This window comes from Flavobacterium sp. NPDC079362, from assembly GCF_050267765.1.
In the GTDB taxonomy this organism is placed as follows: Bacteria; Bacteroidota; Bacteroidia; order Flavobacteriales; family Flavobacteriaceae; genus Flavobacterium; species Flavobacterium azizsancarii.
In genome coordinates, this window is record NZ_JBNNFM010000047.1 from 1 (window position 1) to 15,088 (window position 15,088).

Below are 15,088 nucleotides of genomic sequence, written 5' to 3' on the forward strand. Positions count from 1 at the left end.
AACGGGAAGCAGGTAAATACAGAACTAGAGTAAGACCTTTAGTGCTTAAAAATCAAAAAGATGCGATATGAAATTTTCTTAACTTAATGACATTGAGCGCGAGCGTCTCGCTCGTGAACGCAAAGTTGATATAACAAATTGATATGCTGTGTGTGCACGAGCGAGACGCTCGCGCCAGCAGATGAAACCGTCACTAATTTTCAAGGTTTGAAAACTATAAAACATCTGCTGGCGAGAGCGGGACGCCAGATGTTCGAAACCCTCAAAAAAATAGGCTGAAAGCCTAAAGTCAATAGCGTGGTGCAACGCACTACAGAATAATTAAGTTCTATATGTTGCCCTGAAAGGGCAAAAGCAAAATAAACGATATAGATTCTAAAAACAGGAAAACTTTGTTATAAAATAACAATGTAACCTAATGAAAATTTTCTTTGCGATTAGGCTTCCGCCCTTTCAGGGCTAAAACAAAAATCGTTTTGCATTCATAGTGCTTCGCACCATGCTGTTGCCAAGGCTCTTACAGAGCAGCAGGTTCGAACAATTATAGCGGGACAATAGCGAGTAGATCTTTATCAGATTTAAGAATTAGAATTCAATCCCCAACCAACACCTCACTAATTTCCGTAATCAATTCAAATTCATCTAGAGGAAACATCTCCAACACCATTTCTAGAATAAGCGCAACATTTATAGGCGAATATTTAATGGTAGTTGAGGTTTGATGCGCGTCTTGCTCTAATGCTACAATACATAATTTTAGGAGTTCGGTAATGGTACAGCCAAGTTCATAATAATTGAGCATTTTAATTTGAGCGGTATGAGTTCCTATTTTATCATTAGGCGGAGTAGAGTCTTGCAATATTTGGCAGTTAATTTTCTAAGGCTTTCTAATTTTTTAATTTCATTGGTTTCCATGGCGTATATTTTTTAGTTGAGTTAATCATTTTACAATTAGACTTTTATTATTTTGTTATAAGAAAAATTGTACTTTTGTTTGACTCAGCGAAGAAAGAGATAGATTTTTCTGTATGAAAACATTTTTTAGTGTTCCTTACATCAGAAATATGTCTTTTACATTTTGCAGGTTATCACACTAAATTATTATCTTTGAATTATGAGCACACTAACAAAACCAAATCATATAGGGCGCAAGATTAGCCGTATTCGTGAACTTCGTGATATGAAACAGGAAGCTTTGGCACAGGCTTTAGGAATAAGCCAGCAAACAATATCTTCTATCGAAAACAGCGAAACCATAGAAGAAGAAAGGCTTATCGAAGTAGCAAAAGCACTTGGTGTAACGGTTGAAGCCATTAAGAATTTTTCAGAAGAATTGGCAATTAATTATTTCAACACTTTTAATGAATCTGATAATAATTTCAATCATTACAATACTTGTACATTCAATCCATTAGATAAATTAATGGAAGCAGTAGAAGAAAATAAAAAACTTTACGAACGTTTGCTGAAAGCGGAACAAGATAAAAACGAATATTTAGAAAAATTACTTCAAGTGAAATAATTTCTAGAGAAGTTCATTCATAAAAAAGCATCAGCCACGGTTGGTGCTTTTTAATTTTTAAAGTCTAGAGTTACTACAATGAATCGGGTTAGGTATTCCGGAGGAACAGAACATATTGTAGGGATGGATATCCATTCAGCACGATTATAATCGCAATTATCATTCATACGAACAAAAGCAGAAGTGATATCGAACTAGTTTTGGGAAACTGCGTAGAAACAAAAAAAGCATCAGCCACGGCCGATGCTTTTCAATTTTTAAGTAAAAAACAATTAACGACGGAAACCAGGACTTTCGTTTACTGATTCGTCAAGCTTAATAGTTTTTGATTTTTTTGCAGAAACAGCAATATCGTGTTTCGCAACTTTACCATTTTCGTTTACTTCTAAGGTATAAGTTCCGGCAGGAAATGCCTCTAAACTTAAGGTTTTCGAAATCTCTAATTTGTCTGTAGCAGATTCTCCTGTGTACACTAAATTGTGGTTTTCGTCGAAGATAGAAAAAACTGATTTCTCAAGGTTGTTCAAAGTAATGCTAACTACTTTTCCGTTTCCGGTTTTTATATTCAAAATATAATCCCCTTTTCCATCCATTGCATAAGTAAAGATCGTTGTTAAAAATACGGCAACAACTAAGCCCATTTTGGTAAAATTTGTCATGTTTTTTTTAATTGTTTATTACTGTTTGTGGAACGCTCAAAACTACAAATTGAAATTTAATTTTATGCAAAAAAAGCACTTTTTTATAGGTGTAAATTGCTGAATCAAAGATGTTTCGGTGTTTTGACTGAACTATGTACGTAATTACTGGGCTCTTGGATTTTTTTTCTGTGATTTTTTTAATGGTTTAGAAATCAGATTTTTAGATTTATTAAGAATAGTTTTCTAAAAATGAAATCGAAATAAATTTCATGAAAAAAAAGGGCACAAAAAAACAGCTCAATAACCACAAAGAGCTGTTTAAAAAAAACGATTTCCCGTTTTAAAACTTTACTAACTATCTAACCTCATTTTATACTGTATGCAGTATAACTTTTTAGCGTACTGCTACGCCTGTATTTTTAGCAGAAAATCCTGCTTTATAAACAGATGAAACTGCTTTTCTTGATAATGAAGTTGCATCATCAGTAATTGTAATTTCATGTTTCACTTTTTTTACATTATCCTCAATTTCTAAGAAGTAAGTTCCGGCAGGAAATTCTTCTAAACTAAAAGTTCTCAAGATTCCATCTTTACCAGAAGCACTTTCAGAATAGATCAAAGTACCATCTTTATCATAAATAGCAAGGTTGGCTTTTTGCACTTTATTAAGGGCAAACGTAATTAGCTTTCCATTGGTTTTTAATACATGAAGATTAAAATCTTCATTCCCGTCAATTGCATAAGTACTCATTCCTGAAAAAAGCACTGCACATACTAAACTTAATTTTAAAATCTTTTTCATGACATTTGTTTTTTAGATTAATAGTTCTAATTCTCTGATGCTAAATTACTTCGGATATGCATTTTTTTACACAACTCTATTTTCCAATTTCGATGCTGTATTCTCATTTACGAAAGCGTTATAGGTTAAAGTTTGAATTATTTTTATCGTTTTTGTTAATTAGGTTATTATTTTTTAATGTTTTGCTTAAATTAAGATAATGTAAATTAATCTGTATTTCTTACAAATGATTTGTTTTGAAGGTTTAACCGCAAAGTGCGCAAGATTTTTTATATGCTGGGTTTTTAGTAAACGCAAAAGTTCGCAAAGCTTTGTGTCGAATAAACTTTGGGAACTGTTTTAACCGCAAAGTGCGCAAAAGTTTTTTATATGCTGGGTTTTTAGTAGACGCAAAAGTTCGCAAAGCTATGTGTCGAATAAACTTTGGGAACTGTTTTAACCGCAAAGTGTGCAAAAGTTTTTTATATGCTGGGTTTTTAGTAAACGCAAAAGTTCGCAAAGCTATGTGTCGAATAAACTTTGGGAACTGTTTTAACCACAAAGAGCGCAAAGTTTTTTATATGCTGGGTTTTTAGTAAACGCAAAAGTTCGCAAAGCTATGTGTCAAATAAACTTTGCGAACTGTTTTAACCGCAAAGTGCGCAAAAGTTTTTTATATGCTGGGTTTTTAGTAAACGCAAAAGTTCGCAAAGCTATGTGTCGAATAAACTTTGGGAACTATTTTAACCGCAAAGTGCGCAAGATTTTTTATATGCTGGGTTTTTAGTAAACGCAAAAGTTCGCAAAGCTATGTGTCGAATAAACTTTGCGAACTGTTTAACCGCAAAGTGCGCAAGATTTTTTATATTCTGGGTTTTTAGTAAACGCAAAAGTTCGCAAAGCTTTGTGTCGAATAAACTTTGGGAACTGTTTTAACCGCAAAGTGTGCAAAAGTTTTTTATATGCTGGAGCTTTTAGTAAACGCAAAATTTCGCAAAGCTTTGAATGATTCAGCTTTGTGAGCTTTGTGTTTTCTGAGCGTATATATAGGTAGAAAATCTTTGCGCTCTTTGCGGTAAAAAAACAGCAAAAAATAAAACATTGCGCCTTAGTGCCTTTGTGGCAACCCCAAAAAAGTATGGCACAAAAAAAACAGCTCAATAACCACAAAGAGCTGTTTCAAAACAATCACGTTTTTAACTTTACTAACTATCTAACCTCATTTTTATACTTTATGAGAGCATAAACTTGTTTAGCGTACTGCTACGCTTGAATTTTGAGCAGAGAAACCTGCTTTGTATGCTGACGAAACTGCTTTAGATGACAATATAGATTTATCATCAGTAATTGTAATTTCGTGTCTTACTTTTTTTGCACTGTCTTCAACTTCTAAGAAGTAAGTTCCTGCAGGAAGTTCTTCTAAACTAAAAGTTCTTAAGATTCCTTCTTTACCTGAAGCATTCTCAGAATAGATCAAACTATTGTTTTTATCATAAATACTAATGCTTGCTTTCTTTACCTGATTTAGAGCAAACGTAATCAGCTTTCCATTCGCTTTTAATACGTGTAGGTTAAAATCTGCATTTCCATTATCATTTCCATCAATTGCATAAGTGCTCATTCCTGTAAAAAGTACTGCACATACTAAACTTAATTTTAATATCTTTTTCATAACGCTTCGTTTTAAATTATTAGTTCTAATTTTCTGATGCTAAATTACTCCGGGATGTGTGATTTTTTCACAACTGTATTTTCCAATTTATATGCTATATTCTCATTTACGAAACCGTTATAGGTTAATTTTTGAATTATGTTAGGTGTTTTTGTTAATTAGGATATTATTTTTTAAGGATTTACAAAAATTAACATTTGTGCAAAACAAAGTAAATTCTTACCTGTATAGGATTTGTTTATAAAAGGACTGGATTAAATACGATATATTAAAAAAATTAGGAGTAAAAATAAGGGTACTTAAAAATATAACTCAATTACCGTAATTTAAAGATTTGGTTTTTAAGGAATTTGATGCGAAATCTGTATTTACGAAACCGTTATAGGTTAATTTTTAAATTATATTAAGTGATTTTGTTAAATTTGCTATTATTTTTTAAAGATTTTATCATGAAGACAATTGCCCCAGCTCTTGAAGTGATATCAAATTCATACGGAAGTTCTTTTACCTACGCAAAGCACGCCGAAAAGACCAATAGTAAAGCTCATCTATGGCATTATCATCCTGAGATTGAGTTGGTTTATATAAATGGTGGGGCAGGGAAAAGACAAATAGGAAGCCATGTTTCTTATTATACCAATGGAAGTTTGATACTGATAGGTGCTAATTTGCCACATTGCGGTTTTACGAACGAACAAACGGGTAACACAACAGAAACCGTTATTCATATTAAACCGGAGTTTTTAGGGAATGATTTTTTTGTTGCTCCCGAAATGAGAAAGGTTCAAAATATTATTAGTCAGGCTAAAGGCGGAATCGCTTTTGGCGGAGAGACTAAAAAACAAATAGGTAAGAAAATCGAAATGATGGAAAACCAACTTCCGTTTGAACGTTTGCTTACGCTTCTAAGTATTTTAGATGAACTGGATTCTTCAAAGGATTATACGGTTCTTAATGCTGACGGTTTTTCATTAGAATTGCAAACCCAGGATAATGACCGTATCAATGTAATTTTTAATTATGTTAAAGATCATTTTCAGGAATCAATTGCTATCGATGAGGTTTCGAGTCTGGTAAGTATGACTACGCCTTCTTTTTGCCGATATTTCAAGAAGATTTCAAATAAAACCTTTACAGAGTTCGTAAACGAATATCGTTTGGTTCACGCATCAAAATTATTGGCCGAAAAACCAATCAGTATCAATGAAGTGTGTTACGAAAGCGGATTTAATAATTTCAGTCACTTTAGTAAGTCCTTCAAACAATACACCGGAAAAAGCGCTTCGCAATATCGTCACGAACACAAGATAATTATTAGCTAAAGACTTTTTGTATGGCTAAGAATCCTGAAACTTTAGAAGAAGCTTCAGGATTTTTTTTTTTGCCACGAATTCCACGAATTTTCACAAAGTAATATTTTTCATTTACATAGAAAAATTAGTGCTAATTAGTGCAATTCGTGGCAAGTTTTTTCTTCTACAATCACAAAAACTTAAATTTTTGCCACGAATTCAACGAATTTTCACAAAGTAATATTTTTCATTTGCAGAGAAAAAATTGGTGCTAATTTGTGGAATTCGTGGCAAGCTTTTTCTTCTACAATATAAAGTTATTCACTGTATTGTTTGTCAGGCAGAGCGAAGTCGAAGCCTTTTTTACGGTAATCACAAAAACTTAAATTTTAGCCATAAATTACACGAATTTCCACGAATTAATATTTCTTATTTACAGAGAAAAATTTGTCCTAATTCGTGGCAAGCTTTTTATATTATTAAATCATTTATTATGTTGTTCCTTAATATATATAAAGCTGTACTTTTTAGAATTTTAAATTTTAAATTTGGATTTTTTTACTCTTTGTTATTGTTATAAAAATTATATTTACAGACTTGTTATTTTTAAAATATAACAAGTGTCTGATTTAATTTCCTTAACAAATTTTATAACTGAATGAATTTATTTAGAAAACCTCTCACATTTCTCCTTATCGGAATGACATTTTTGAGCTGCAATAAAAAGGATGTAGCATTTTCAGATCCATTAATTACCAATCGCGACACAACGATAAATCCTGGAGACGATTTTTTTAATTATGCTAATAATGGCTGGTTCAAAAAAAATCCCATTTTGCCTACCGACAGCAATAACGGAATAATGAGAATTGTTATGGATACTATTAATGGACAAATTAAAAGTATCTGCGAAAATGCTGCTAAAGACGAATCAGCTGGAAAAGGAAGTAACAAACAAAAAATTGGTGATTTTTATGCTTCAGGAATGGATACGATTGCCATCGAAAAAGCAGGTTTGTCTCCACTAAATAATGAAATCAAAAAAATCAACGAAATTAAGGATATTTCAGGATTGATCAGTACAATTGCACATTTGCAAACTGTAGGGGCAGATCCGGCATTTACGTTTTATGTTTCGCAGGATGATAAAATCAGTACTAAATATGCTGTGTTTTTAGGACAAGGCGGTTTAGGAATGAAACAAAGAGATTATTATCTGGATTCTGACAAACGAAATGTAGAGATTCGTACAGCCTATTTATCACATCTTAAAACGATGATGAAATTTATGGGTGAAGAAGAAGCTGTTGCTTCAAAAAATGCCGAAAAAGTACTGAAACTTGAAACTGAACTGGCAAAATCATCTAGAAAATTAGAAGCTCTTCGTGATCCTGTAAAAAATTACAACAAGCTTACTGTTGATCAGTTTAATGCTATTACTCCGGATATTGACTGGAAAAAAGTATTGCCGGTTTTAGGTATTGCAAAAGCAGATTCGATTATTGTAGGACAGCCCGAATTTTTTAAAGCATTAAATACGACGATCAAAAAATATACAATCGAAGATTGGAAGACCTATCTTAAGTGGAATCTTGTAAGTGCTTATGCGCCTTATTTGAACGCCGCTATTGAAAAAGAAAATTTTAAATTCTATTCTACAATAATGAATGGCGTGACGACTCAAAAGCCACGTTGGAAGAGAGTAGTAACGCAAACAAATCAATCTGTGGGAGAATTAATTGGGCAGGTTTATGTGGCTGATTATATGCCAAAAGGCGTAAAGGAGAAATTATTGGAAATAGGAAACAATATTCGTGATGTATTTGCTTCGCATATCAAAAAGCTGGATTGGATGAGCGAGCCTACCAAACAAAAAGCATTATACAAGCTAAGTAAAATGGTTATGAAATTGGGATATCCGGATAAATGGAAAGATATGAGTCAACTTTCTATCGATAGAAAATCATACTGTGTGAATGTTATGAAAGCTTATATTTGGGATTATAATTATATGATCAATAAATACGGAAAACCGGTAGACAGAAACGAATGGAGTATGCAGCCACAGACTTATAATGCTTACTACAACCCAAGTAACAACGAAATCGTGATTCCGGCTTGTAATATTATTGTTCCGGGTTATGAAGGACGTATGCCGGACGATGCTATTTTGTACGGAATATTAGGTGGCTCTTTCTTCGGGCATGAAATCACACATGGTTTTGATGATCAGGGAAGTCAATATGACGAAAAAGGAAACCTGAACAATTGGTGGACGGCAGAAGATTTGAAAAGATTCAAGGCCAAAACGCAATTGATCGTAGATCAGTACAACAGATATTCTATTTTAGGGAAACAGGTAAATGGTGAAGCGACTCAAGGCGAAAACATTGCTGATTTAGGTGGTGTTATCATGGGTTACGAAGCATTCGAAAAAACGGAACAGTTTAAGAACAAGCAAAAAATTAGCGGATTAACTCCGGAACAGCGTTATTTCCTTGCCTATGCTTATTCCTGGATGGTCAATAGAAGAGATGAGTCAAAAATTAACCAGATCATGACAGATGTTCACGCACCGGAACAATTTAGAGTCAACGGACCATTGAGCAATATTCCGGAATTTCATAAGGCATTCAATGTCAAAAAAGGAAATAAGATGTATCAGCCGGATAGTTTACGAGTAGTAATCTGGTAAAAAATAAAATTCTCATTTATATAAAACCATTCGTTGCGGCGAATGGTTTTTTTGTTTACGATATAATTGTCCACGGATTGAGCGGGTTAAGCTGGTTTGTCGCGGATTTTTTTTTGTTATATTTTTGCCACGGATTGTACTGATTAAAATGATTTTTTAATCTGTGGCTTTTTTTTCGCAACAAATTACCCATAATCCAATTCGTGAAAATTCGTGCAATTCGCGGCAACCTTTTACCATCAAAAAACCGGTTGTATTTTTCATTATAGTATAATGAAGAAAAAAGTATATTTACAATCCCTAATCAAAAAAATAAATAAATATGAAAAACTTTAAATTCTTAGTGTTTGCTATTCTTTTGTGCGTTTCATCAATGAGTTACGCGGCAAAAGTAGATACTTTGCAAGTTGCGAGTGCAGCCATGAGCAAAACCTACAAAGCTGCTGTTGTATTGCCCAATTCGTATGCAAAAAGTAAAGTGGCGTTTCCGGTAATGTATTTATTGCACGGAGCGTATGGTCATTTTGGTGATTGGCTAAAAAATACGCCCAACAAAAAATTAGTCCAGAACTTATCTGATCAATATAATATTATCATCGTAATGCCTGAAGGCGAGACCTTTAGTTTCTATCTGGACAGTCCGGTAAATAAAGGAAGTCAGTTTGAGACTTTTATTACACAAGAAGTCATTCATAAAGTCGATAAAACCTATAGAACGATCAGCAACAGAAACGGAAGAGTAATTACAGGACTTTCTATGGGAGGTCATGGTGCATTATACTTGTCTGCCAAACATCCTGAATTGTTTTGTGCTGCCGGAAGCATGAGTGGAGCAGTAGATATGAGTACAATGCTCAATCGTGAATCATCTGCTCAGGTAGTAAAATTGATGCAGCCTGTTTTTGGGGACAAAAGCGACAACTCAGAAATGTATGCCCAATATGCCGTAATGGGAATGTTAGATAAAATAAAAGCAAATAAACTACCCTTAATTATAGATTGCGGAGTTGATGATTTCTTAATAGAACCCAACAGAGAATTACACCGAAGATTAGTTTATAACAAAGTAGACCACGATTACACTGAACGTCCGGGAGCACATACGTGGGATTATTGGGAAAATTCACTGCCGTATCATATGTTATTTTTTAATAAAATATTGCTTAAAAATCAGCAGGTTGTAAAAAAATAAAAGAAAATTCTAACAAGAAATTAGTAAAATTCTTTTTTTGGTTTGATTTTTGGAATATCTTTATATATATAATTTATTCTAAAAACAATAAATACCACAAATACCATGAAAAAGATACTTACACTTTTTGCAGTCGTTGGACTGTTTGCATTTTCGGGATGTTCAAATAACGATGATAATGATACAATCAGTTATGTTTTTGAAGTTAACAAAGCAAATTTTAGCCCAACTTCAAATTCTGAAATATATGTAGATTTTGATTCCAGAATATATTCTGGTGATGTTATCTTAATTTACAGATATGATGGAGCTGATCCTGAAACAAAGCGTGATATATGGACTCCGCTTCCAGAATCTCATTATTACACTGATGGTAAGCTTTATTTTACCTTTAAATTTGATTTTACACAAGATAATTTTAGGATTTTTACCGAAGGTTTTGATTTAAATGTTAATCCTATTCCAGCAGATTTTGTGGTTGATCAAATATTTCGCATTGTAATAGTACCTGGAGATGATGGATTTAATACTAAAAAATCAGTTAATGTAGCGGATTATTCAGATTACAACGCAGTTATTAAAAAGTATAAAATTGATGATAGTAATGTAAAGAAATTAAATTAATTATTAGAATAGAAATATAAAAAAGGAAATCGTAAGATTTCCTTTTTTGTTAAAGTTTTACTGGTCTCAGATCACGGCGAACTCTTGCAGTACTTTAGTAATGCGTAAAAAATAAAACATTAACTTTTCAATTAACTTAGACTAGTTTTTAAAATTGCTATTGAGGTTTTAAAATAGATAGACTTTTAGTCTCTCCTCAAACAAACCTCTGCAATTTCAGTGCATAGTTTGTTTAGTGTTTTATAAATGTACTATTAAAATTGTCTCTAGTATCAATACTGATGAAATATGTACCAGTTATTAATTGTGAAACATCTATGCTAATTAAATTTGAATTTATTATTGAGAAATTATAGTTAGATGTAATTCCCATAATATTTGTAATTCTTATTTTTGCATTTGAAATATCTTGCATACTTTGAATATTTAAAGTTGATGATGTAGGATTTGGGTATATTTTTGTGTAAGGCTCATTAGCGCTTCCTGTTAAAGATGTTTCATTGCTGTAGCTTGAAAGAGTTCCATAAATCCATTTTGTATTAAATACTCTATATTGAATTATTGCTATTCTTCTAAAATTAAAAGAAGATTCAAATTTAAAGGCAGAAACACCTCTACGTCCTCCATTGCTGATTACTTTTAGTGAAGATGATGGAGGAAGATAATCTTTTGATGTTGCACTAGGGATATTCGACCAAATAGATTTTCGATTTTCAGTTGTTTGGCTTTGCCATTGATATGAAATAGATGTGATCAGAAAATCAGTTCCAACAATATTTATATTATCTACTATGGGAATTGAGCCAGTTATTGTAGCAGGACTTTCGTATTCAGTAAGAGAGGATATTTTTAAAGTCTGGTCGCAACATATAGTATTCTCATAACGCACCCCTCTCATTAAAACTTTTAGGGGCTCACTTACTCTTGTTATATTTTTGTAAACTGCAATTCTTCTTATTAAGTAATAATTATCTTCTAAACTAGAATCTTCTAAAGGAATTCTAAAATCTAAACTACCAGAATTTTCGTTTGGTATGGTAATCCATGTTCTGTGTCCTCCAAGTGCTATATTTGTTTTGGTATACTCCCATTTATACGCGTCTACATTCACAATATTATCAGTTCTTCCAGCAATATGATATGGATCCTGTAAAATATTTAAACTTACTGATGAGCTAGTTCCATCAATACTCAATTTCTTTACACTTGACAATTCAATGAATCCATCTGAGTTTAAAGGTTCATTAGTAAAAATGTTAGTTTTAAGGATTGGATTAGGAACTACAGTAATAGTTATAGTATTACTTTTGTTTGGGTATTCATTATTCCCTTTATATCCTAATTCTCTTGTTACTGTTATATTTTTGAGTTCTGTTGTGTAATCTAAGTATAAAGTTTTAGTATTATTATCTAAATTTAAAACACTAGCATTGGCAGCGTTCCATCGACTATTTATACCATATATGTAGTTTTCATAAGGATCTAAATATTGAGAACCTGTAATAGGTGCGGGTCTGTCTCCCTGTCTTATGGTTTGATTACAACATAAACTATTCGGTATTTTTGAAGGGTTAAGAGCATCTGCAGGCGGGTTTACAACTCCTCCACCTATTGTCGCATTTTTTATAACAGCAATATAACCACTTTTATAAGTAACACTACCACTTGTTTTGTATTCTGCATAAATAAAGCCTCCTGAAGTAGGAAAGTCACCCCAGTTTAAGTTTACTACAAAACTTCTCGAAGCTACATTGCCTTCGTTAAAAATTAGAGATCCGCCATTACCTCCAGCAACGACATTGGCATTTAGTCCATTTAAAGAATAGATGCTAATGGTTCCGGTATTACCAGGAATTGACGGCATCTCAACTCGTATGCCTAATGAAACGGTCGAATAAGGTGTGCCTCCTAAATTAATTGGTCCGCTACTGCTTACACTTGCTCCATTTACTGCTGTGGGTGTTAGGATAACTTTTTGCGCGAATATTCCTGTATTGAATGCAAGTAATAGAACGAGATAAATGTAATTTTTTCTCATGATAAAAGGCTTTTAAAAGATTTATAATGAGTTAAATATATTTATTATAAAGGTATAATCTTAATTTTTAGTGTTAAATAATAAGATTATATTTATTTTTATTTAATTTGCTTATAAAAAAAAAGGAAATCGTAATGATTTCCTTTTTTTTATGAATATATCTTTCTAATAAACTTACTCGTCTAATTTCTGAGTTTCCTCATTATTCTTTCCATATTTCAAAGAAACCAAAATCCCCACTAGAAGCGAAAGAGCAATAAAACCTAATGAAACCCATTCCGGTACCTGGATAAAATCGTGGAGAATCATTTTTAATCCCACAAAAGCTAAAATAGCAACTAGACTGTATTCTAAGAAACTGAATCTTGCCAGCATATTGGCTAAGAAAAAGTACATAGAACGTAACCCCAGAATTGCAAAGATATTAGAACTGAATACCAAAAAAGGATCAGATGTAATTGCTAAAATTGCAGGAACACTATCTACGGCAAAAAGAACGTCCATAACCTCGATAACAATCAAGGCAACAAATAAAGGTGTTGCGGTTCTTCTCGCAGTTTTTGTACTAATAAAAAACTTTTCACCATCCATTTCAGCAGTGATCGGAATAATTTTTCCAAGTGTTTTGTATACAAAAGAATCTTTGGGCTGAAAGTCATCATCATCGCCGGAGAATAACATTTTTAAGGCAGTAAAAATCAAAAATGCACCAAACAAATAAGTCGTCCAGGCAAATTTATGGATCAGCATTACACCAAAGAAAATCATTAATCCACGAAAGACAACTGCGCCTAAAATTCCCCAGAATAAAACACGGTGCTGGTATTTTTGAGGTATTTTGAAAGACGCAAAAATAATCGCAATTACAAAAATATTATCGACACTTAAGGACAGTTCAATCAAATAACCTGTAATGAACTTCATCGAAGCTACGGCTGGTTTTAGATTATCCGGATTCTCAATATAATCTGTAGTATAAAGCCAATAAATGACTCCGGAAAACAGGAAGGATAATGTTACCCAAATAAGAGTCCACTTACTTGCTTCTTTAGTACTGATAATATGTGGGTTTTTATTAAAAACACCCAAGTCTAAAGCAAGAATCAAAACAACACCCAATAAAAACAAAGTCCAGACTATCATAATGCTTATTTTAAATGATTTACAAAGATAGTTTTTGAAGTTTAACGTTAAAAATTAATTATCGAAAAGTTGACTTTTTAATTGATATAGTTTGTTACATTGAGCGAAGTCGAAATGCTTGCGATGACTGATTTTGTTCAGGCACTATAAAGGTTCTCGACTCCGCTCTAACTGACAATCGGGATTTGATTGTTTTTTTGCTTCTGAGAACGTTCTGTCCCATTGAGCGAAGTCGAAATGCTCGCTACGATCGACTTTATTGAAAACAATGAAAATTCTGGATCCCGCCCGAACTGACAATTGGCTTTCTAAGGTATGTTTTGTAACCCGACAGGTTTTTAAAACCTGTCGGGTTTGAACCTGATACATGATTAAACAAAAAAAAGTGCCATCAATTAAGAGGACACTTTTAAGATATAATATAAGCTTTAAATTATAGCGCTGATTTTACAGTTTTGATAATTCTTGCAGCAATTTTGTATGGATCACCGTTTGAAGCTGGTCTTCTGTCTTCAAGGTATCCTTTCCATCCTTTTTGAACTGTGTATAAAGGAATTCTGATTGAAGCTCCTCTATCAGATACTCCATAAGAGAAATCGTGAATAGAAGCAGTTTCATGTTTACCAGTTAAACGTTGGTCGTTGTAAGCTCCGTAAACTTCAATGTGTTCTTTAACAACAGGACGGAAAGCTTCACATATTTTTTCGTAAGTTTCTTTAGAACCACATGTTCTTAATATCTCATTAGAGAAGTTAGCGTGCATTCCAGAACCATTCCAGTCAGTATCTCCAAGTGGTTTTGGGTGGTATTCGATATAGTAACCATATTTTTCAGTCAAACGATCTAATAAGTAACGGGCAACCCAAATTTCGTCTCCGGCTTTTTTAGCACCTTTAGCGAATAATTGAAATTCCCATTGTCCGCAGGCAACCTCTTGGTTAATTCCTTCAAAGTTAAGACCAGCAGCAATACATAGGTCAGCATGTTCTTCTACTAATTTTCTTCCGTGAGTGTTTTTTCCACCTACAGAGCAGTAGTACATACCTTGTGGAGCGGGATATCCTCCAACAGGGAAACCTAATGGCAATAAAGTTTTAGTATCCATGATGAAATACTCTTGTTCGAAACCAAACCAAAAATCATCATTATCATCATCAATTGTAGCTCTACCGTTAGAAGGGTGTGGTCTTCCGTCAGCAAACATAACTTCTGACATTACCAAGTATCCGTTTATGCGAGTTGGATCAGGATAAATAGCAACAGGAACTAATAGACAGTCTGAAGATCCTCCTTCAGCTTGTTTTGTAGATGAACCATCAAATGACCAATTTCCAAGTTCTTCTAATGTTCCTTTGAAATTTTCATGCTCTTCAACTTTAGTTTTACTTCTAAGATTTTGAGTTGGTTCATATCCATCTAACCAAATGTACTCTAACTTAATTTTAGCCATAATAATATAAATTAATTTTTTTGTTTTTTTCGTTGGGT

12 protein-coding genes are annotated in these 15,088 nt (G+C 33.0%); 5 read left to right on the top strand and 7 right to left on the bottom strand.

The window, feature by feature from the left end; all coding sequences use genetic code 11:
* Positions 1-592 precede the first annotated feature (592 nt).
* Positions 593-859 carry a hypothetical protein gene (locus ACQKCJ_RS22800; protein ID WP_338083385.1) on the bottom strand — a complete coding sequence of 89 codons (267 nt, stop codon included), beginning with the start codon at positions 857-859 and terminating at the stop codon, positions 593-595.
* A gap of 255 nt (positions 860-1,114) precedes the next feature.
* On the opposite strand from ACQKCJ_RS22800, the gene ACQKCJ_RS22805 reads away from it, so the two are divergent.
* Positions 1,115-1,522 carry a helix-turn-helix domain-containing protein gene (locus ACQKCJ_RS22805; RefSeq protein ID WP_271335874.1) on the top strand — a complete coding sequence of 136 codons (408 nt, stop codon included), beginning with the start codon at positions 1,115-1,117 and terminating at the stop codon, positions 1,520-1,522.
* A 272-nt stretch (positions 1,523-1,794) separates the two neighbouring features.
* On the opposite strand, the gene ACQKCJ_RS22810 is transcribed toward ACQKCJ_RS22805, so the two are convergent.
* From ACQKCJ_RS22810 to ACQKCJ_RS22820, 3 genes are all read right to left on the bottom strand, one after another.
* Entirely contained in the window at positions 1,795-2,181 is a 387-nt protein-coding gene (locus tag ACQKCJ_RS22810; protein ID WP_271335875.1) for a secretion protein, read from the bottom strand.
* A gap of 376 nt (positions 2,182-2,557) precedes the next feature.
* Complete coding sequence (locus tag ACQKCJ_RS22815; RefSeq protein ID WP_271335876.1) at positions 2,558-2,965, bottom strand: T9SS type A sorting domain-containing protein; 408 nt, start codon at positions 2,963-2,965, stop codon at positions 2,558-2,560.
* Positions 2,966-4,196: 1,231 nt separating this feature from the next.
* Positions 4,197-4,616, bottom strand: a complete 420-nt coding sequence (locus tag ACQKCJ_RS22820; protein WP_271335877.1) for a secretion protein — start codon at positions 4,614-4,616, stop codon at positions 4,197-4,199.
* Between the two features lie 449 nt (positions 4,617-5,065).
* Here ACQKCJ_RS22820 and ACQKCJ_RS22825 point away from each other — a divergent pair, with 449 nt between their 5' ends.
* From ACQKCJ_RS22825 to ACQKCJ_RS22840, 4 genes are all read left to right on the top strand, one after another.
* Positions 5,066-5,938 (top strand): AraC family transcriptional regulator, encoded by an 873-nt coding sequence (locus ACQKCJ_RS22825; RefSeq protein ID WP_271335878.1) that lies wholly within the window; start codon positions 5,066-5,068, stop codon positions 5,936-5,938.
* A 628-nt stretch (positions 5,939-6,566) separates the two neighbouring features.
* Positions 6,567-8,603 (top strand): M13 family metallopeptidase, encoded by a 2,037-nt coding sequence (locus ACQKCJ_RS22830; protein ID WP_271335879.1) that lies wholly within the window; start codon positions 6,567-6,569, stop codon positions 8,601-8,603.
* A 322-nt stretch (positions 8,604-8,925) separates the two neighbouring features.
* Entirely contained in the window at positions 8,926-9,795 is an 870-nt protein-coding gene (locus tag ACQKCJ_RS22835) for an alpha/beta hydrolase (protein WP_271335880.1), read from the top strand.
* 105 nt (positions 9,796-9,900) lie between these two features.
* On the top strand, positions 9,901-10,419 hold the full coding sequence (locus ACQKCJ_RS22840) for a hypothetical protein (RefSeq protein ID WP_271335881.1): 519 nt from the start codon (positions 9,901-9,903) through the stop codon (positions 10,417-10,419).
* A 232-nt stretch (positions 10,420-10,651) separates the two neighbouring features.
* On the opposite strand, the gene ACQKCJ_RS22845 is transcribed toward ACQKCJ_RS22840, so the two are convergent.
* From ACQKCJ_RS22845 to ACQKCJ_RS22855, 3 genes are all read right to left on the bottom strand, one after another.
* Positions 10,652-12,457 carry a T9SS type A sorting domain-containing protein gene (locus tag ACQKCJ_RS22845; protein WP_271337059.1) on the bottom strand — a complete coding sequence of 602 codons (1,806 nt, stop codon included), beginning with the start codon at positions 12,455-12,457 and terminating at the stop codon, positions 10,652-10,654.
* A gap of 174 nt (positions 12,458-12,631) precedes the next feature.
* Positions 12,632-13,600: a TerC family protein gene (locus tag ACQKCJ_RS22850; RefSeq protein WP_271337060.1), complete on the bottom strand. Its 969-nt coding sequence runs from the start codon at positions 13,598-13,600 to the stop codon at positions 12,632-12,634.
* A 433-nt stretch (positions 13,601-14,033) separates the two neighbouring features.
* Positions 14,034-15,050, bottom strand: a complete 1,017-nt coding sequence (locus tag ACQKCJ_RS22855) for a glutamine synthetase beta-grasp domain-containing protein (protein WP_271337061.1) — start codon at positions 15,048-15,050, stop codon at positions 14,034-14,036.
* Positions 15,051-15,088: the final 38 nt, after the last annotated feature.